The following is a 17,491-nucleotide window of genomic DNA, read 5'->3' on the forward strand; positions in this document are numbered from 1 at the left end:
TGGAGTGCGTGTGGAGGGTGACGGGTTCATGCGGCTCCTGACGAAGTGGACAAGGTGAGGACGGCGTTCCGAACGTGCAGAACACCCTGATCAGAGGTTGAGGCCGACGTCGAAGGTGGCGGTGTACCCGTCGTCGGGGTAGCCCTTGAGGTCGAGCAGCAACTGACTGCCGCCGTTGCGGTAGAGGATGTCGGTGCTGTTCAGCCGGTCCCGTTTCCCCTTGGTGTTGTACGGCGCGCGGGCATGCACGATGTCCGTGATCGGGTCCGGGAAGTAGAGCTGCGTCGTGAATTCTCCGGTGACTTTCCCGTCGGTGATCACCCGCAGGCTGAAGTGCAGGTGCGCCGCGCGTCCGCTGTACCACCCGGGGTAGATGGTGCGGAACGAGGCGCGCCCGTTCGCGTCGGTGAGCTGGTACCCGCGCAGGAAGTCCTGCCCACGGGTGTCGAACTGGTCGGCGTTGTCCGCCACGCCGCTGTACACGCCCAGCGCGTTGCACTGCCACACGTCGACCTGGATTCCCGCGCGTGGCTCGCAGGTGTTGAGCGCCACGCGGGACACCACGAACTCGAGCGTGAGGGGCACGCCGGGCTGCACTGACCCACCGCTGGTGTTGGCGCGGATGTCGCGGCGTTCGAGTTCATTGGTGACGAAGTATGGCCCTTCGATCTGGGCCGGGCGCACCACGCACCCGGGGAGGCCTTTGGCTCCGATGGTGCCGGCGCTGTTTTGCCTCTGGAAGAACCATCCGCCGTACAAGCCGGCGCCGGCGGCGGTGCCACCGAGTCCCAGGCCGAGCATTTTCAGGGCGCGGCGGCGACTCAGCACCTGACCGATTTGTCCATCATCGTTGTCCATACGAACCTCCAACTCAAGAAAGACGGACGAGCGCAACCCGCGCCGCTGCTGAGGTTCAAGGCGCGGCTAAAACGCGAACCTCAGGGTTACGCGCCTGAGGCGCCTCCAGTGCAGGGCGCGCCGCGCTCAGGCGCCTGCGTGCCCTGCTCGAACTTCGCGATGAACTTTGCAAGCTGCGGGTCGGTCACATCATTCACTCGCAGCTGCCGGTTCCAGGCACTGACCACCACCGGTTCCTTCAAGCCTGGGTACGGCGAGAGCAGGGTGTAGGAATGGCCGTCCACCAGTTGCTTCAGGATGCGGCGCTGCTCTTCAGGCAGGTCCGGCCGGTAGGTGACCCACACCGCGCCGTGCTCCAGGGAATGCACCGCCATCTCCGCCGGAATCGGCTGGGTGTACACCCCGCAGTTGAACCAGGCGGAGTGATGCGGCCCGCCCACCGGGGGATTCTCGGTGTACGTCACGCGGCCGTTCTCGTGAACGGAACCGACGTAACGGTAACTGGTGACGCCGTCCACGCGTGTCGCGGCGTTCCATGCGAGCGTGCCCCCCGCCGCCACCACAAGCAGACCACCGACCACCACGGCGATGCGGATATTCGCCTGGCGTTGTGCAGCGGCGAGTTTTTCCTTGTTACTTTTACTTTGCTGGTATTGCTTGCCGGCTTTTTCGCGTGGTGGGTTCATCGAGGACCTCATTGGGGTGACGTCATGCGGGCTGTCCGACCGGCAGCTGCCGGTCGGACAGCCCGCATGACGTCAGGGTGGCGCGGCTTCACTCGGGCGAGGAACTTCCAGGAGCTCGCGAACTTCGTGCCCTGCGTGAATTGAAGCTGAATGCCGAGGAAGCCCATGCCTTCAAGCTGACGGGCGCGCTGGAGGGTCCCCGTCGATGCCGCGCAAACCGCCGCTATTCGCGAGTTCGACGACGGTGTTCTTGGCAGCCCCTTCCTTCCCGGTAATCAGCACGTCCAGCGGCTGCTCGGCTCCCTTTGCAGGGAGGGAGTTCTGGTTCAGCGGGGCTGGATGGGGGCCTTGCGGGTGCGGCCCCAGGCGATCACGCCGGCGATCGCGGCGAGCAGCAGGTTGGCGGGCACCATCATGCCTTCACCGCGGCTGAGGTGGAAGAGCGACGCGAAGACCATCACGGCGATCAGGCCGAGCGCGGCGAGCGGGGTGAGGTTGGGGCGGACGCGGGTGAGGGCGGGCAGGATCAGGCCGAGCGCGCCGGCGAACTCCGCGAGACCGATGAAGCGCACGAGGAAGGCGGGGACGTCGTTGACCCAGGGCATCTGGCCGGCGAGCTGCGCGACGGGCAGGGCGAGCTTCATCAGGCCGGTCGCGAGGAACGCGGCGGCGAGGAGGGCCTGGAGGATCCAGAGGGTGATGTGGAGGGCGCGGGGGGTGCGGGCGGTGGTGGTGGTCGTGGTGGTCATGGGGTGCTCCTGGCAGGGTGAGGGAGGGTGATGGGGTCGGTGGGTGGACGGGGATGCGCAGTTCAGGCGGTGCGGAGGCGGACGGTGATGCCCCAGGGGTCGTTGGCGATCGGTCCTTCGGGGGTGGGGGTGACGTCGAAGCCTTGAGCGCGGAGGCTGTCGACGGTGCGGTCGACGGTGTCCTGGTCGGGGAGGATCAGGTCCCAGGTGAGGAGACGCGCGTCGTTCTCGCCGGAGGGGGCGCTGCCGGCGGCCCAGGTGTTGAGGCCGATGTGGTGGTGGTAGCCGTCGACGCTGACGAACAGCCCCTGGGGGAGGCCCCACATGACCTTGGAGAATCCGAGGCCGTGGTGGTAGAAGCGCGCGGCCTCATCGAGGTCACCGACGTAGAAGTGCAGGTGCCCGAAGGTGGTGCCGAGCGGGAGGCCGGTCCAGGGGAGGTCTCCGGCGGCGGCGAGGACGCCGTCGAGGTCGAAGGGGTCGCCTGCACCGATGATCTGGCCGTCCTCGGTGACGCGCCATCCTTCGCGGGGGCGATCGCGGTAGACCTCGATGCTGATGCCGTCAGGGTCCTGGAGGTAGGTGGCTTCGCTGTAGTGGTGGTCGCTGCGGCCGACGTGCACGCCGAGGGCGAGGGCGTTGCGGACGAAGCGTCCGAGGTCGGCGCGGGTGGGGAGCAGCAGCGCGAAGTGGTAGAGGCCGAGGCGGGCGCGGTGCGGGGCGGGTTTGACGCCGGGCTTTTCGCGGAGTTCGAGGAGGAAGGTGCCGTCGGAGAGGCCGAGGTGGGCGGTGCGGTGGCCGTCGTGTTCGGCTTGCGCGTGGACCGTGAAGCCCAGGACGGTGGTGTAGAAGTCGAGGGAGCGGTCGAGATCGGCGATCTGGAGGGTGACGGGGCCTAGGGTGAGGGTCGTGGGGGCGACGTGGCCGGAGGGGCGAAGACCGATGCGGTCGGCGGGCAGGTCAGGGTAGGGGATGGTCGGGGGCAAGTCCATGAAAGCTCCTTGGTGTGCTGCTGGGTGCTGGAACGAGGATGAAGAAGAAACGGCGGATCTACTCTCTGGGGAGCCGCACTTGGATCAAGCTGAGGATCTCGATCAGGGAGTGTAGCTGGCCGGGCGTGAGGTGCCCGAACTGCGCGTGCTGCATGGCCGCGACCGGCTCGTCCAGCGAATCGACCAGGGCGCGGCCCTTCCCGGTGAGGGCGGTGGGTACGCAGCGGCGGTCCGTGGTGCTGCGCACGCGTGTCACGAGCCCCATGTCCTCCATCCGGTCGAGCAGGCGAGTCACGTCAGGCATGCGGGTCAGCAGGCGCTCTCGGGTCTCGATGCGCCTGAGCCCGCCGTCGCCCGCGCCGCGCAGGATGCGCAGGATGTTGTACTGCGTGGGCGTGAGGCCGTACTCGCGCAGCCGAGCTTCATCGCGGTCGGCGAGGAGTTGAGCGGTGCGGTAGAGGTTGAGGGCCGCTTCTTCTTCCAGACTGCGGAAAGGGCGTTGCTGCTGGATTTCCGTCTGGAGGGCGATGCTCATGCCCTGCACTATAGGTGTTGCAACATCAAAGTGCAAGTGGCCTGAAGAGCGTGGTGGGGCACCAGCGTCGGCAGCCTCGACGTTGTCTCAGTCGTTCGACACAGGCTGTCCACACCACTCTGGAGTCCGTCACCGACACAAAAGCCATCGTGTGCCCCTTCAAGACGAACCGAACTCGTCGTCTTCGCCGACCTGGACGACCCCCAACTTTTCGCCTCTTCGGCGGTCATGAAAGAGACGCTTGACAAATGGTGTTACAACACATAAAGTGCCGTCAGAACAAGGGGCTGACGACAGGCAGCCAAAAGGAATACCGCCCCCTACCTTCCTACACCCTCCCAGGAGTTCCCCATGATCGCGATTACCGGCGCCACCGGCCACCTTGGCCGCCTCACCCTCCAAGCTCTCCTGCAACGCGGCGTACCCGCAAGCGACCTCGTCGCCCTCGTGCGCAACCCAGAAAAGGCCGCTGACCTTGCCGCCCAGGGAATCGAAGTTCGCCACGCGGACTACCATCAACCCGCCACCCTCACCACCGCCCTCCAGGGAGTGGACGTCCTCCTGCTGATCTCCAGCAGCGACTTCCAGGACCGCGCCGGGCAGCACCGCCAGGTCGTGGACGCCGCCAAGACAGCCGGCGTGAAGCGACTTGCCTACACCAGCATCCTCAAGGCCGACACCACGCCCATGCTGCTCGCACGTGACCACGACGCCACTGAAACGCTGATTCGCGAATCCGGACTGCCGTACGTGTTCCTGCGCAACGGCTGGTACACCGAAAACTACACCGGCACGCTCGAGCAGACTCTGACCCAGGGGGCCATCCTCGGCGCGGCAGGCGACGGCCGGTTCACCCCAGCGACCCGTCAGGACTACGCCGAGGCGGCCGCCGTTGTGCTCACGACGGAAGGTCACGAGGGCGCCACATACGAACTCGGCGGAGACGAGGCCATCACCATGCTGGACCTCGCCGTTGAACTCAGCCGTCAGAGCGGACAGACCGTCACGTACCAGAACCTCCCGGCGGAGGAGTACACTCGGACGCTCGCGAGTTTCGGCCTGCCGGACGGATTCGCGAGTATCCTCGCTGACTCGGACGCCGGCATCGAACGAGGGGACCTCGCCACCCACAGTGGCGACCTGCGCCGTCTGATCGGCCGTCCCACCACGCCCCTCGCGAACGCCCTGCGCGCCGCCCTGAACGCCTGACCGGACAAACGACTGAACGGCCCGTCCACGCGAACCGCGCCTTCCGGTGAACGCGCGGTTCGTCCTCAAGCCCGCCCTGCACGACTGCGGGACCAGAGGGAACAGCCCCAAGGGAGCCCCAAGGGTACGAGTTCACGCCGCCCAGAGAGACACCGTTCCTTGGCGGAAGGAACGAGCCGTCTCAATACGGTCTCCACAACGCGTGGCCGCTGAACCTGACGAGCCAGAGGGCCACGTTGAGGAACGCCATCCGCGCGAACCGACGTCTCGTTCAGGATCAAGTCGGGACCACGGAGGTGTGCTCAACAGGTGTTCACCCGTTTCCGTTGGAAATCCAGGGAAGCGACACCTACTGTGGTCGTCGAGAAGTGGGTTCAGTTGCTTCCGTGGGCGGACTCGACACGAGCGAGCCTCTGTCATCAACCAGTCCTGACCCTCCACGTCCCGGTTACATTCACGAATGGAGTTTGAGATGTCCAACAACAGCGATCTCGTCCGTGAGGCACTCACCGCCCTGTTCATCAACCGTGACGTCTCGGCCCTCGATCGGTACTGGGCGTCGGACTACGTGCAGCACAACCCTCAGATGGGTGACGGTACCGACGGTCTGCGTGGCGAATTGCCGGAGGGGTTCAAGTACGAGATGGGTGCCATCGCGGGCGAGGGTGACTTGGTCTTCGTGCATGGGCGGTACACCGGCTTCGCTCCAACCCCGCTGATCGCCGTGGACATCTTCCGAGTGGTTGACGGCAAGCTGGTCGAGCACTGGGACGTCCTACAACCAGAAGAGCAGCAGACCGCCAGCGGTCGCCCGATGTTCGAGCCTCGCTGAGAACGCCCACGGACTCCCTCACCTGCTGGATGGCCGTAAGGTCCGTTCCCACCGAGCGTCGTAGCCACTGCACCAACCGGAGGTGGACTGGCGTCGTCCACCACTCTGACACTGGCAGTGGTTCCGGCCTTCCCTCCCCGAACTCCAGCGCTCGTCAAGCACGAAGCCACCTCCAGTGGAGGTGGCTTCGTGCTTGGTTGCGATGCTCGCCTGCTCATGAATTGACCGCGCGGCCTGCTGGCCTTGAAGGCGATTCAAGCGTCAGCTGGCCGAACTCACTTGGACAGAAACTCATCGAGGTGTGACGCGATTACCTCACGCAGCGGCAGGACGTCGGACCAGCTGTGGCGTTCACGTGGGATTCACACGTCCTTCCCCCGGCGTTCACGGCGCTCGCCCTACGCTCCTCTCAAGCGCGAAGAACCCTCACCGCGCACACGAGGAGAAAGAACCATGGATGTCATCATCAACAACCCCCCCGCCCAGGCCGTTCCTCAAGTCGCCGTTCCCCAGGTGGTCGCTCCGCAAGTCGTTCCCCCGACCTACCAGGGCTACGGGTACGCCCCCAACCCCAGCGCCTTCGGTCCCTACCCGTCCCGTGATCTCGACGGCCCTGGGTTCGGTCCGATTCTGCTGCTCCTCGCCGGCGGCTTCCTCCTCGCCCGAGCGCGCCGTCGCCGGCACGTGCGCCCCGCTGCTCCCTCCGCGAACGGACAGGCACCGACTGCTGCTCCTGACTCGGTCGTGTCGTGGGTGAAGTCAGGCTTGTTCGGCGACCGGTCCCTCGACATTGCCCGTGAACGTCTCGCGCGCGGTGAGATCACCCCGGAGGAGTACACGTCGATCCGCATGTCGCTCGCGGCCGAGTAAGGGCGTCCTGTGGAGCGCTCCCCGTACAGTGAGTTCATGACGGGAACGGGCGCGGCGCAGAACCAACAAAGGGGAGGAGCCAAGCGGCTCCTCCCCTTGGAGACTGCATGACCGATGCTGCTCAGACCATCCTGATCGTGGAGGACGAACCGCGTCTCGCCGACATCCTCGAGCAGTACCTGCGACGCGAGGGCTACGCCACGGAGCGCGCCGCGACCGGGCCGCGCGCTGGAATTATGGCGGGCCGCGCGGCCCGCTCTGATCCTGCTCGACCTGATGCTGCCCGGCATGGACGGCCTGGAGGTCGCGCGGCGCGTTCGGGCCGAGTCGGATCTGCCGATCATCATGCTCACCGCGCGTGACGAGGAAGTGGACCGTCTTGTGGGTCTCGGCGTGGGTGCTGATGATTACGTCGTGAAACCGTACAGTCCCCGCGAAGTCGTGGCGCGCGTGAAGGCCGTGCTGCGCCGCGCGTCGGGTCTGACGAGCGCACCCACCGTGCTGCGCGTCGGCGCGCTCGAGCTCGATCAGGCGGCGTTCGAGGCGCGCTGCGGCGCGGAGGTGCTTGACGTGACGGCTGCGGAGTTGCGATTGCTGGTCACGCTCGCCCGTGACCCGGGACGGGTGCGCACCCGTTCGGAACTGCTCGCCGCGCTGGGCGGACTCGACCGCGGTACGGACGAGCGAACCGTGGACGCGCACGTCAAGAATCTGCGCCGTAAACTCGGCGCGTGCGGTCCCGCGCTGGAGTCGGTGCGTGGCGTTGGGTACCGCCTGCGGGGAAGCTGATGAGGCCAGGGGGTAAGACGCCACGTCAGCGTCGGAGGGGCCTGCGTGGGCGGCTGCGTTGGGCATTCACGCTGGTCGCGGTGTGTGCGGTGCTGCTCACGTCGTGGATTTCCGTGTCGGCAGGCTTCCGCGCCGTGGCGCTGTTCGCGGCGGATGAACCCTCGGTGATGTCGGGCCCGCTCGCGCCCATCGGGCCGGGAAGCGCGGAGGTGGAGTACCGCCTCCGCGCGGTCTGGGAGGAGCTGGACACCGAGACGCGTGAGTTGCTGCGTGGCGTGGCGCGTGACGCGGGACGTCAGGTGCTGCGGGGGGCGCTTCTGGCGGCTTTGATGGCGTCGGTGCTGGCGGTGGTGGCCGCGACGTTGCTGACTCGGCAGCTCACTGCGCCACTGACGCGTCTGTCGGAGGGCGCGCGTCGCCTGGAGGGTGGCGAACGTGGGCTGCGGCTGCCGGTTCCGCAGCGTGACGACGAGATGCGTGACCTCACCGTCGCGTTCAATTCGTTCGTGGAGAGCCTCGAGCGGCAGGAAGCGTGGCGTCGTTCCTTGGTGGCGGACGTCGCGCACGATCTGCGTACGCCGCTCGCGGTGCTGCGCGCGGAGGTGGAGGCGATGCAGGACGGGGTGAGCACCCCGGATGGACCGGGCCTCGCCCGCCTGCATGCGGAGGTGCTGCTGCTGTCGCGCCTCGTGGATGACCTGCGGACGCTGTCGCTCGCGGAGGGCGGCGCCCTGTCGCTGCGTCCGCAGGATCTCGATCTTCGTGGGCTGCTGCTCGGCGTGGCGGGCGGGTACGAGCAGCGGTTCGCCTCGGCTGGGATGACCCTCTCGGTGGCCGCTCCGCAGGGCGTGTCCGTCCGCGCTGACCGTGACCGACTCGCTCAGGTGCTGCACAACCTGCTCGACAACACGTTGCGGTACGCGGGTCAGGGTGAGGTGCGCCTGGAGGGCCGCGCGGAGGGCGAGAGTGCGGTGGTCATGGTGCGTGACCATGGGCCCGGCCTGAACCCGGAGACGTTGGCTCGCGCGTTCGAGCGGTTCTACCGGGGGGACGCCGCGCGTTCACGTGACCTGGCTGGTCGCGCGGGATCGGGGCTGGGACTCGGCATCGCGCGGGCGCTGGTGGAAGCGCAGGGTGGTCAGGTCGAGGCCTCCAATCATCCGGAGGGTGGGGCTGTGTTCACCCTGCGGATGCCACTGGCGGGTTGAGGTGCTCTTTGGCACCTTGAGCCGTTTCGCCTTGGTGTGTTCCCTCGCGAGCGGCGGGTCAAGCGCTCTGACTTCTCGGGCTTCGGTTCACCGTGACTCCGCGTGATCGTCTCGGGAGCGGAGTCGTTTGATCTCGACGTTGGGCCGCTGCTCGTGGCCCCTGAAGCTGGGCGTTCAGCTGCGTCGTGTCTGGGTGGACTTTTTGTAGAGTCGAGGTGGGTTCCTCACCGGTGCGTCGGTGGATGGCTGCGTCAGCGTCTTCACGGTCGCGTCGCCGGGGTGGGAGAGGACTTGACTTTATCTGTTCTAACACCTATTGTTGAGGCATGAGCGCCACGCTACGCGAAGAGATCCAACAACACCGCCCCTTCCGCAGCCTGGAAGAGGAAGCAGCGCTCAACCTGCACCGCACCACCCAGCTTCTCCTTGACCAAGCCGAGGCCTTCTACCGTGAACATGGCCTGACCCCCACGCAGTACAACGTCCTGCGCATCCTGCGCGGTGCCGGAGCCGCGGGTCTCGGGCGTAACGAGATTCGAGAGCGTCTGATCAGCCGCATGCCGGATGTGACTCGTCTGCTCGACAAGATGGAGGACATGGGCCTCGTGAAGCGCGAACGCAGCGTCAGCGACCGCCGCTGTGTGCCCACCATCTTGACTCAGAAGGGCCGTGAACTCGTGGACGCTCTCGATGAGCCCGTCGCCGCGATGCAGCGCGAGCAGTTCGGACACCTCACCCCTGGACAACTGCTGTCCCTGATCGAGACGCTGAGCTTGATCCGTGTGCGCCTCCCTCAGGAGTAGGCGTCTCGTTTTCTCTACCAAACAGGTGTTTAACCACCTGATCGCAGAACAAGGAGTTAAGCCTGAACCCCTGCCCCAGCTGTCTGCGCACCGCCTGAACGTCCCATCGGCCCATCGGCCCATCGACCCACCGCCCTCCCTCACCCTGCCAGGAGCACCCCATGACCACCACGACCACCACCACCGCCCGCACCCCCCGCGCCCTCCACATCACCCTCTGGATCCTCCAGGCCCTCCTCGCCGCCGCGTTCCTCGCGACCGGCCTGATGAAGCTCGCCCTGCCCGTCGCGCAGCTCGCCGGCCAGATGCCCTGGGTCAACGACGTCCCCGCCTTCCTCGTGCGCTTCATCGGTCTCGCGGAGTTCGCCGGCGCGCTCGGCCTGATCCTGCCCGCCCTCACCCGCGTCCGCCCCAACCTCACCCCGCTCGCCGCGCTCGGCCTGATCGCCGTGATGGTCTTCGCGTCGCTCTTCCACCTCAGCCGCGGTGAAGGCATGATGGTGCCCGCCAACCTGCTGCTCGCCGCGATCGCCGGCGTGATCGCCTGGGGCCGCACCCGCAAGGCCCCCATCCAGCCCCGCTGAACCCCACACGCTGATCGCCGCACCCCGACCCCTCGACGAGGAGTACGCACCATGACCAACCCTGCTTCCCATGTTCAGCCCGCCGCGCGCATCGACCCGAAGCTCACCCTTGGCGAAGTCGCCCTGACCGTGCGTGACCTCGACCTCATCGCGGGCTTCTACCAGCAGGTCATCGGTCTGCGTCTCCTCGCCCGAGAAGGGAACCACGCGGTCCTCGGCACGCCCGACGGTCACCCGCTCGTCACGCTCCGCAGCGACCCCGAGGCGCCCTCCCCGGCGCGGAACGCCACAGGCCTGTACCACCTCGCCATCGCGTTCCCAGCTCGTGCGGACCTCGCTCGCTGGATCCAGCATGCCTCCGGACTCAACCTGCGGATCGGACAAAACGACCACAAGACCCACGAAGCGTTCTACCTGAACGACCCTGACGGGAACGGCATCGAGATCTACGTGGACTGGCCCCGCGAGCAGTGGCCGTTCAAGGACGGCAAGATCACCTCACCGGACAGCGAGCCCATCAACATCCAGAGCCTCCTCGGGACGCTCACCGCGAATGACGCGGGCTGGACGGGCGCGCCGATCGGGACCCGCATGGGGCACGTGCACCTCAAGATGAGCGACCCCGCCGCGACGCGTGACTTCTTCGGTGACGTGCTGGGCATGAACATCACCGCGGACATCATGCAGGCCGTGTTCGCCGCGGCCGGCGACTACCACCACCACGTCGGGAACAACGCCTGGCACAGCCGGGGCGGCCCCACCCCACCGCAGGGCGCGCTGGGCCTGAGGCACTACACGATCGAGCTGTCCAGCTCTACGGAACTTGACGCGGTGATCACACGACTCAAGAACGCAGGGGGTACGGTTCGCGAGACACCCGCCGGGATCGTCACGACCGACCCCTCGGGCAACCGGGTGCTGCTGCGCGCCGCGCCCTCCACCGCCCAGAGCGCCCTCGACGCCCTCGACAACGCGACCACCGCGTAACGCTCACTCACCCTGCCCCCGGAGGCCCCATGTCCAGACTGACCCTTGTGCTCCTCGCTGCCGCCGCCGCTGGCGTGGCCTGGTTCCTCAACCGCCGCCGCTCCGACGCCCAGACCTCCACGACCACCACGTCCCCCCGCCCTGCCGTCACCCCCACCCCCATCACCAAGAAGGAGTCCAGCATGCGCGCACTGTACGTCCCCGCCGCCGGTGAACAGCCCAAGCTCGCCGACCTGCCCACCCCCACCCCGACCGAAGGGACCGTCCTGATCCGCGTGAAGGCCGCCGGCCTCAACCCGATCGACAACGGCGTCGCCATGGGCATGCTGGCCCAGTGGGGCCTGCCTCACGAGTACCCTGTCGTGCTGGGCCGTGACGCTGCGGGCGTCGTGGAAGCCGTGGGCGCTGGTGTGGATCACGTCGCGGTCGGTGACGAGGTGCTCGGTCACGTGCTGCTCGCGCCGCCCATCTCGGCCGGCACGCTCGCCGAGCTCGCGGTGCTCCCTGCGGCCGCCGTCACCAAGAAGCCCGCCGGGCTGGACTTCACGAAGGCCGCGGCGCTGCCGCTCGCCGGTGCGGGCGCTGTTCAGACGATCGAGGCGATTGACGCACAGGCCGGGCAGACGGTCCTCGTCAACGGCGCTTCGGGCGGCGTGGGGTCGTTCGTGGTGCAGCTGCTCGCGGCGCGTGGCGTGAAGGTGGTCGCGACGGGCAAGGCGAGCGACGCGGCCCGCCTGAGGGAGCTGGGCGCCTCGCAGGTCGTCGACTTCACCGCCGGTCCTGTGGTGGAGCAGGTCCGGGCGGCCTTCCCGAATGGGGTGGACGCGCTGATCAACCTGCACGGCATGGACCCCGCGGGTGTCCCGATCGGCGCGGTGCGTCAGGGTGGGAAGGTCTCCAGCCTGGCGGCGATGCCGGATGAGGAGACCCTGCGTGCGGCGGGAGTGACCGGTACGCCCGTGATGGCCCGCCCGACGCGTGAGGTCATCGCGCCGCTCGCCGACCGTGCCGCCGCGGGGGACCTCAAGGTGGTCGTGTCCGAGGTGCTTCCGCTCGACCGAGCGGCGGAGGGTCTGGGTCGACTGGCGACCGGTGGGGCGAGCGGGAAGCTTGTCGTGACCCTGGGCAACTGATTCTCTTCCCGGCAGCTGGACCAACCTCACGGGTTGGTCCAGCTGCCTCATTTGTGTGGAGCACCGGGAGTGACTGACGATCAGAAGAAACCCAAGTCGAGAAGCCAGCAAGTGAAGTCGTTGGATTCTCGCGGTCTCGTGGAGGCTGCCGGCTGTTGCATGTCTGACGCTTTCTCCCCGAGCGTTTCACGGGTTGGTGTGTCCCACGACTCGATTTGTGAAAGTCCTTCCCGCGCGATGTTCCGAGCGGCATGGAAGTCACGGTCGTGATCAGCCCCGTGTTCGCACGTCCGCTCCCGGTCGCACGAGGTCAGGTTCCGTTGATGCTGCCGCACTCCTCGCACAGCCTGCTCGAAGGAAACCAGCAGTCATTGACCGCCAGTCACTTCCGGGGGCGCTGCGCGTTGTCGGTGAGCCATCGGCGGAATTCTCCCCCTGCGGCATCCAGCCCGCAGCGGGCCAGCACCTACGACGCCCGAGACGGCCACTCGTGAAGCCGATCAGAGGGCCTGCGTCCTGTCTCCGCGACTACGCGCCGGTGAGCTGGGCCATGAAGGCGGAGAAGTCGCCGACGGCGTTGTGCTCTACGATCTTTCCGTCCCGGACGACGTCCACGGCGACCGCCTCGAGGCGAGTCGCCCTGCCGCTGGCGGGCACACCGAAGAAGTCGCTGCCGGTGTGGGTGCCGACGAGGACCCAGTGGGTGAAGACCTTGTCGCCGTCCGCAGCTTGACCCAGGATCGTCATCGTCTGGTCGGGCATGGCCACCTTCGCGGCAAGGTCGGACTGCATCCACACCTGACGGTCCATCGCCCCACCGTTCGTATGGTTGACGAGGTCCTGGGAGATGTAGGTGTCGAATGCGCTCTGGAGGTCGCCACCGTTGTAGGCCTCGTAGAACTTGCGGACGAGTGTCTTGTTGTCTTCGGTCGTGCTGCTCATGGTGCTCTCCTTGTGGTGTGTGGCTGAGCCGCTCGCGGATCGGCGGCAGGTCGTGCGGGGGCGCTTGTGCTCAGAACATTCCGTTGTCGTTGCGTGACTCGGCGGGGACCGGCTGGATGACGTCCCAGTGCTCCACGATCCGTCCGTTCTCGACACGGAAGATGTCGACGACTGCCTGGCCGAGGTCGCCCGGGAACATCTGGAGGTTGTAGTGGAGGACCACGTGGTCGTCCTCGGCGATGACTCGTTTGAGGTGGAACGATGCTTCCGGCGCCTGGGCGAAGAGGCCGCCGATCAGGGCCGGGAAGACCTCCGGGCCGTCCGGGGCTGTCGGGTTGTGCTGGGTGTAGGTCGTGCCGAGGTAAAGTTCTGCTGCCCGCGCGGCCTCGCGCTGGACGAAAGCCAACTCGAAGAAGTCGAGAACGACTCGCTTGGCGTCCGGTGTGACATCCTTGCTCATGGGGTGCTCTCTATGACTGACAGAGAGGTTCCGTCGGCCGAGTGGGGGACTGGTGATGTCCCGGACGTTCTGGGGTGCTCCCTTGAAAGCGGGGAGTCGGGGCCGCACGTCTCGCTTGAGTCCAACATAGGTGTGTCAACATCATATGTCACTGGACGGCGTGGGGTCAGCGCCAGCCAGGGATTTCGCTCACACTATGTGATTGATGAAGCTCCAGGGCTGATTTTCCCGACTGCCGTCTTGTCGACGCCTGGTCGTGGACCCCTTGCATTTACTCGTTGCAACATCTAATCTGGTGGTAGGAGCAGCGCAAGACCGATGGGACTCAACAAAATTTTCTCCGCGTTGCTGTCCAAAAGGTGTTAAAACACCTAGTCACCTTGCAAGGAGTCTCGTGATTCCCAGTTGCCAATGACCCTGGGTCTCACCGTCCGCCCACACCGCCTGCCCCCTCCATCACTTCCCCCAGGAGAGCACCATGACCACCAACAGCACCCCCGTCCGTTCTGACCAAGCGCAGAAATTCACGCGGCAAGAAATCGCGACCTTCGGAGCCGTTCACCTGGATGTGACCAACCTGCGACGCTCCGTGGAGTTCTGGCAGTCGTACATCGGCCTCCAAGTGCGCAGCGCGACGGACGAAACAGCAGAGCTGGGTACAGAAAGCACCACGCTGGTTGTCTTGCACGCCACGGCCAAAACGCCCTTCAAAAACGGTTACAGCGGCATCTACCACCTGGCGATACATCCCTCCAACGAAGTGGAGTTCGCCCGGGTGCTGGCCCGCCTGATCACTAAGCGGTACCCCATCGCCCCCACGGACCACACGATGTCGAAAGCCCTTTACATGGAAGATCCGGACGGCATCACCGTGGAAGTCACGCTGGAAACACCCGAGCGCATGGCCCGTCTGGAGTTCGGTCCCCGGGGCCCAGTCGCCGTCGATACCAACGGCACCGTGCGCGCCGCATCGGCCGCCCTGGACGTGGAGGCTGTGCTGAAGGCTTTGCCTGACCGCGACTTCACCCAGCCGCTGGCTGACGGTACGAAGGTAGGGCACGTGCATCTGTACGTGTCGGACGTGGAGGCCGCCCACCGGTTCTACAAGGGCCTGGGCTTTCTGGACAACATGTATCTGCCCCAGTACGGCATGGCCGACCTGGGCGCCGGGGGTGCCTTTGGACACCGCATTGCAGTGAATGCTGGGCAGACGCACGGTCGGCCGCAGGCGCCGGCCGGTACCGCCGGACTCCGGTACTTCACCATCCGGTTCGACACCCCCGAGCGCCTGAAGACGGCCCTACAGAGTGTGGTCTCCGTGCAGGAGCAGGCCGGCGGATTTCTCGTTACGGACCCGGCGGGCAACAAAGTCCTGCTCACAGCGTAATGGGGTGAAAGTCCGGAGGCCGACCGCGCTCCACCCAAAAGGACGTGAGGCCTGACTTCCGTTGGGCTGGCTTTGGAGCGCACCAGAGATGCTGCCGGTCTTTCACGGGGTGGCGTTCTGCCTCTGCCAGCCCAGAAACCACCGCGGCCGCTCGCACCCGGCACTTCGGACTTGGCCTTCCCGCACGTTCAACCCGCCAGCCCGCTGTTCCAGCGGCCTGAGAGATAGGTGTTAAGACACTTAAAGGCTCAACGAGGAACGTTATGAACCTCCCCCTCCACCCCCTCACTCCAGTCCCCGACAGAGTCCCTCAGCCAGAACCCCGAGCGCCACACCCAGGAGCAACACGCGCTGCCTCGCGGGACGCACAAGGAACGGCCTGAGTCCCTATGGACGCCGACCTTTCCCCCACGCCCAGCAGGCCGCCCAAGACCACCAACACGACGCGCCGCAACTGGCAACTCGACGTGCTGCTGTTCGTGGTCTTCATGCTGGTCAGCGCTCCCCTGACCACAGGCATTCCCCTCCACGAATGGCTCGGTCTGGTGATCTTCGCGCCGCTGTTCTACCACCTGGTGTGGCACTGGAAATGGGTAGCGGGCGTGTTCACCCGCACCAGCCGCAAGCTGCCCCCGCACACGATCTTCGCCAAGTGGTTCAACCTCGCCCTGTTCTTCATGATGCTGCTCGCAGGCGTCTCGGGTCTGATGATCAGCGAAGCGCTGCTCCCCATGCTGGGTTGGATGGTCGGCCCAGACAACTTCTGGTTGACCGTTCATAAAGCCTCGGCCACCCTGATGATGCTTCTGATCGGCCTCCACCTGGCCTTGCACTGGCCCTGGATCCTTCAGCGACTGAAACGACAACCAACTGGTGGGACGACCCGATGAGCACCAGAAATGCCGGACTGATCCTGCTCCTCGCTACGCTGATCACCACGCTGCTCATCCTGACCTTGGGCTCCCTGCCAGTGGCAGACGCTCTTCGCGCCACGCCCGTCGCAGAAGGGCACACCGAACTGGAGCCGCAAGGTCTCCTGCGCCTGGCGGGCCTTGTCAAGCCCCTCCTCTTCATGGGCTTTTCCGGTGGACTGACCCTCCTGATCCTGAAAGGCTCGAACAGCCTGAGCCGGATGCGCAAGAACCGCCGCTCGTGACCCTGCGCGTCACGTGGGAACGCCCTGACGCGTGCCGCGCACGAGCGTACAAGCACGTACCGCCAAGGACTCCTGTGAAGTCTCGTGACGCCACACTCGCGCCTTGCGTCCCCGCGGACCGCCCGCAGACCATGAACACTCGCAGGGAGCGCTGAAATGCCCAGCGCCAAGCAGACCCGTCAACCTGAAGCCTCCTCAACCCGCGCTTGAACGCCGAAAGGACCGTCATGACCGACCGCGTCACCCGCTCCGGCCCGCATCCCGTCAAGCTCCGCCTGCTCGAAGTCAAACGCACGGCTGACCTCACGCCCCACCTGCGGCGCATCACCCTCGGCGGTGACGCCCTCGACGGCTTCACCAGCCTGGGCGCGGACGATCACGTCAAGGTCTTCTTTCCAGCTCCCGGTGAGCGCCAACCGATCCTGCCCACCCTCGGCCCGAACGGCCCCGTCCTGCCCGAAGGGGTCACGCCACCCGCACGACGTGACTACACGCCCCGCGCGTACCGCCCTGAACGGAGCGAACTCGACCTCGACTTCGTGCTGCACGGCGACGGCCCCGGCAGCACGTGGGCCGCTCAGGCGCGTCCCGGTGACCTCGTCGGCGTGGGCGGCCCGCGCAGCTCCACCGTCGTGCGGTACGACTTCGACTGGTACCTGCTGCTCGGCGACGAAAGCGCCTTGCCCGCCATCGCCCGTCGCCTGGAGGAACTCCCGGCGGGTGTGCCCGTCACCGTGCTGCTGGAAGTGAACGACGCGCACGACGAGTTGCCCCTCACAAGCGCCGCGACCGTGGACGTACGCTGGCTGCACCGCGCGCCACACGAGCCGGGAACGACGACGCTGCTCCACGACGCCCTGACGAACCTCCCCCTACCATCAGGGGACGGATTCGTCTGGGGTGGGACGGAAAGCAACGTCGCGCACACCTTGCGCGAGCATCTCGAGGGGCGGTCACTCGCTCCGCACTCGTTCATCCGTGTGACCGGCTACTGGAAGCGCGGCACGGCAGGGCCGGAGTAACTGGAGGACGCGGCCCTCCTGATGACGATGTGGAGCTGGCTCTGACAAGCGGCAGCCCGCACCAGAGCGTGTGCTGATGGGTCTTCGATAGCCTGACCGGCGTTGAGCGCCTTTCACCGCCACGACCTCACTGATGCCCGGTGGGAGAGTTGTGAGCTCGTCGGCGGCGGTGAGGCCGGACAGTCCGGCGCCGACGACGATCACGTCGTGGCGTCCTCCAGGGGCAATGGAATGACGATGACAGAGACTGCGCTTGCCAGGATGAGCTCAGCGGCGCATCCGTGGCGCC

At 66.5% G+C, this 17,491-nt stretch carries 20 protein-coding genes; 13 read left to right on the forward strand and 7 right to left on the reverse strand.

The window, feature by feature from the left end:
• Nucleotides 1–90 precede the first annotated feature (90 nt).
• The 5 genes from DEIPI_RS0122085 to DEIPI_RS33700 all read right to left on the reverse strand — a co-directional run bounded on the left by DEIPI_RS0122085 (nucleotide 91) and on the right by DEIPI_RS33700 (nucleotide 3,820).
• Nucleotides 91–858, reverse strand: coding sequence for an intradiol ring-cleavage dioxygenase (locus DEIPI_RS0122085; protein ID WP_045234943.1), 768 nt, complete (start codon nucleotides 856–858; stop codon nucleotides 91–93).
• A gap of 86 nt (nucleotides 859–944) precedes the next feature.
• Complete coding sequence (locus DEIPI_RS33690; RefSeq protein WP_045234944.1) at nucleotides 945–1,544, reverse strand: thioredoxin-like domain-containing protein; 600 nt, start codon at nucleotides 1,542–1,544, stop codon at nucleotides 945–947.
• Between the two features lie 326 nt (nucleotides 1,545–1,870).
• Nucleotides 1,871–2,293, reverse strand: a complete 423-nt coding sequence (locus DEIPI_RS0122095; protein ID WP_027483206.1) for a DoxX family protein — start codon at nucleotides 2,291–2,293, stop codon at nucleotides 1,871–1,873.
• A 62-nt stretch (nucleotides 2,294–2,355) separates the two neighbouring features.
• A complete protein-coding gene (locus tag DEIPI_RS33695; protein ID WP_052351925.1) occupies nucleotides 2,356–3,285 on the reverse strand; it encodes a VOC family protein in 930 nt (309 codons plus the stop codon).
• A gap of 58 nt (nucleotides 3,286–3,343) precedes the next feature.
• Nucleotides 3,344–3,820, reverse strand: coding sequence for a MarR family winged helix-turn-helix transcriptional regulator (locus DEIPI_RS33700; protein ID WP_045234966.1), 477 nt, complete (start codon nucleotides 3,818–3,820; stop codon nucleotides 3,344–3,346).
• Nucleotides 3,821–4,171: 351 nt separating this feature from the next.
• Here DEIPI_RS33700 and DEIPI_RS0122110 point away from each other — a divergent pair, with 351 nt between their 5' ends.
• From DEIPI_RS0122110 to DEIPI_RS0122150, 9 genes are all read left to right on the forward strand, one after another.
• Entirely contained in the window at nucleotides 4,172–5,029 is an 858-nt protein-coding gene (locus tag DEIPI_RS0122110) for an SDR family oxidoreductase (protein WP_027483207.1), read from the forward strand.
• A 460-nt stretch (nucleotides 5,030–5,489) separates the two neighbouring features.
• Nucleotides 5,490–5,861, forward strand: coding sequence for a nuclear transport factor 2 family protein (locus DEIPI_RS0122115; RefSeq protein WP_027483208.1), 372 nt, complete (start codon nucleotides 5,490–5,492; stop codon nucleotides 5,859–5,861).
• Nucleotides 5,862–6,314: 453 nt separating this feature from the next.
• Nucleotides 6,315–6,731, forward strand: a complete 417-nt coding sequence (locus tag DEIPI_RS0122120) for an SHOCT domain-containing protein (RefSeq protein ID WP_027483209.1) — start codon at nucleotides 6,315–6,317, stop codon at nucleotides 6,729–6,731.
• Between the two features lie 264 nt (nucleotides 6,732–6,995).
• Nucleotides 6,996–7,520: a winged helix-turn-helix domain-containing protein gene (locus DEIPI_RS33705; RefSeq protein ID WP_342667532.1), complete on the forward strand. Its 525-nt coding sequence runs from the start codon at nucleotides 6,996–6,998 to the stop codon at nucleotides 7,518–7,520.
• A gap of 89 nt (nucleotides 7,521–7,609) precedes the next feature.
• Nucleotides 7,610–8,728 carry an ATP-binding protein gene (locus DEIPI_RS0122130; RefSeq protein WP_245588619.1) on the forward strand — a complete coding sequence of 373 codons (1,119 nt, stop codon included), beginning with the start codon at nucleotides 7,610–7,612 and terminating at the stop codon, nucleotides 8,726–8,728.
• Between the two features lie 326 nt (nucleotides 8,729–9,054).
• Nucleotides 9,055–9,531 carry a MarR family winged helix-turn-helix transcriptional regulator gene (locus DEIPI_RS33710; RefSeq protein WP_045234945.1) on the forward strand — a complete coding sequence of 159 codons (477 nt, stop codon included), beginning with the start codon at nucleotides 9,055–9,057 and terminating at the stop codon, nucleotides 9,529–9,531.
• A gap of 161 nt (nucleotides 9,532–9,692) precedes the next feature.
• Nucleotides 9,693–10,115 carry a DoxX family protein gene (locus tag DEIPI_RS0122140; protein WP_027483206.1) on the forward strand — a complete coding sequence of 141 codons (423 nt, stop codon included), beginning with the start codon at nucleotides 9,693–9,695 and terminating at the stop codon, nucleotides 10,113–10,115.
• A 51-nt stretch (nucleotides 10,116–10,166) separates the two neighbouring features.
• Entirely contained in the window at nucleotides 10,167–11,102 is a 936-nt protein-coding gene (locus tag DEIPI_RS0122145; RefSeq protein WP_027483211.1) for a VOC family protein, read from the forward strand.
• A 29-nt stretch (nucleotides 11,103–11,131) separates the two neighbouring features.
• A complete protein-coding gene (locus tag DEIPI_RS0122150; RefSeq protein WP_211238343.1) occupies nucleotides 11,132–12,235 on the forward strand; it encodes an NADP-dependent oxidoreductase in 1,104 nt (367 codons plus the stop codon).
• Nucleotides 12,236–12,763: 528 nt separating this feature from the next.
• On the opposite strand, the gene DEIPI_RS36000 is transcribed toward DEIPI_RS0122150, so the two are convergent.
• Entirely contained in the window at nucleotides 12,764–13,177 is a 414-nt protein-coding gene (locus tag DEIPI_RS36000) for an ester cyclase (protein ID WP_052351926.1), read from the reverse strand.
• 70 nt (nucleotides 13,178–13,247) lie between these two features.
• Nucleotides 13,248–13,637, reverse strand: a complete 390-nt coding sequence (locus tag DEIPI_RS0122160) for a nuclear transport factor 2 family protein (RefSeq protein ID WP_027483213.1) — start codon at nucleotides 13,635–13,637, stop codon at nucleotides 13,248–13,250.
• Nucleotides 13,638–14,115: 478 nt separating this feature from the next.
• On the opposite strand from DEIPI_RS0122160, the gene DEIPI_RS0122165 reads away from it, so the two are divergent.
• From DEIPI_RS0122165 to DEIPI_RS0122180, 4 genes are all read left to right on the forward strand, one after another.
• A complete protein-coding gene (locus DEIPI_RS0122165) occupies nucleotides 14,116–15,024 on the forward strand; it encodes a VOC family protein (RefSeq protein ID WP_027483214.1) in 909 nt (302 codons plus the stop codon).
• A 389-nt stretch (nucleotides 15,025–15,413) separates the two neighbouring features.
• The gene (locus tag DEIPI_RS33720; RefSeq protein ID WP_052351927.1) at nucleotides 15,414–15,914 is read left to right on the forward strand and encodes a DUF4405 domain-containing protein; all 501 of its coding nucleotides are present in this window, start codon (nucleotides 15,414–15,416) and stop codon (nucleotides 15,912–15,914) included.
• The gene (locus tag DEIPI_RS0122175) at nucleotides 15,911–16,180 is read left to right on the forward strand and encodes a hypothetical protein (protein WP_027483215.1); all 270 of its coding nucleotides are present in this window, start codon (nucleotides 15,911–15,913) and stop codon (nucleotides 16,178–16,180) included. Before DEIPI_RS33720 ends, DEIPI_RS0122175 begins: the two co-directional genes overlap by 4 nt.
• Before the next feature lie 227 nt (nucleotides 16,181–16,407).
• A complete protein-coding gene (locus tag DEIPI_RS0122180) occupies nucleotides 16,408–17,202 on the forward strand; it encodes a siderophore-interacting protein (protein ID WP_027483216.1) in 795 nt (264 codons plus the stop codon).
• The last annotated feature ends 289 nt before the right edge of the window (nucleotides 17,203–17,491 follow it).

Origin of the sequence: Deinococcus pimensis DSM 21231, from assembly GCF_000519345.1 — a bacterium.
In the GTDB taxonomy this organism is placed as follows: Bacteria; Deinococcota; Deinococci; order Deinococcales; family Deinococcaceae; genus Deinococcus_A; species Deinococcus_A pimensis.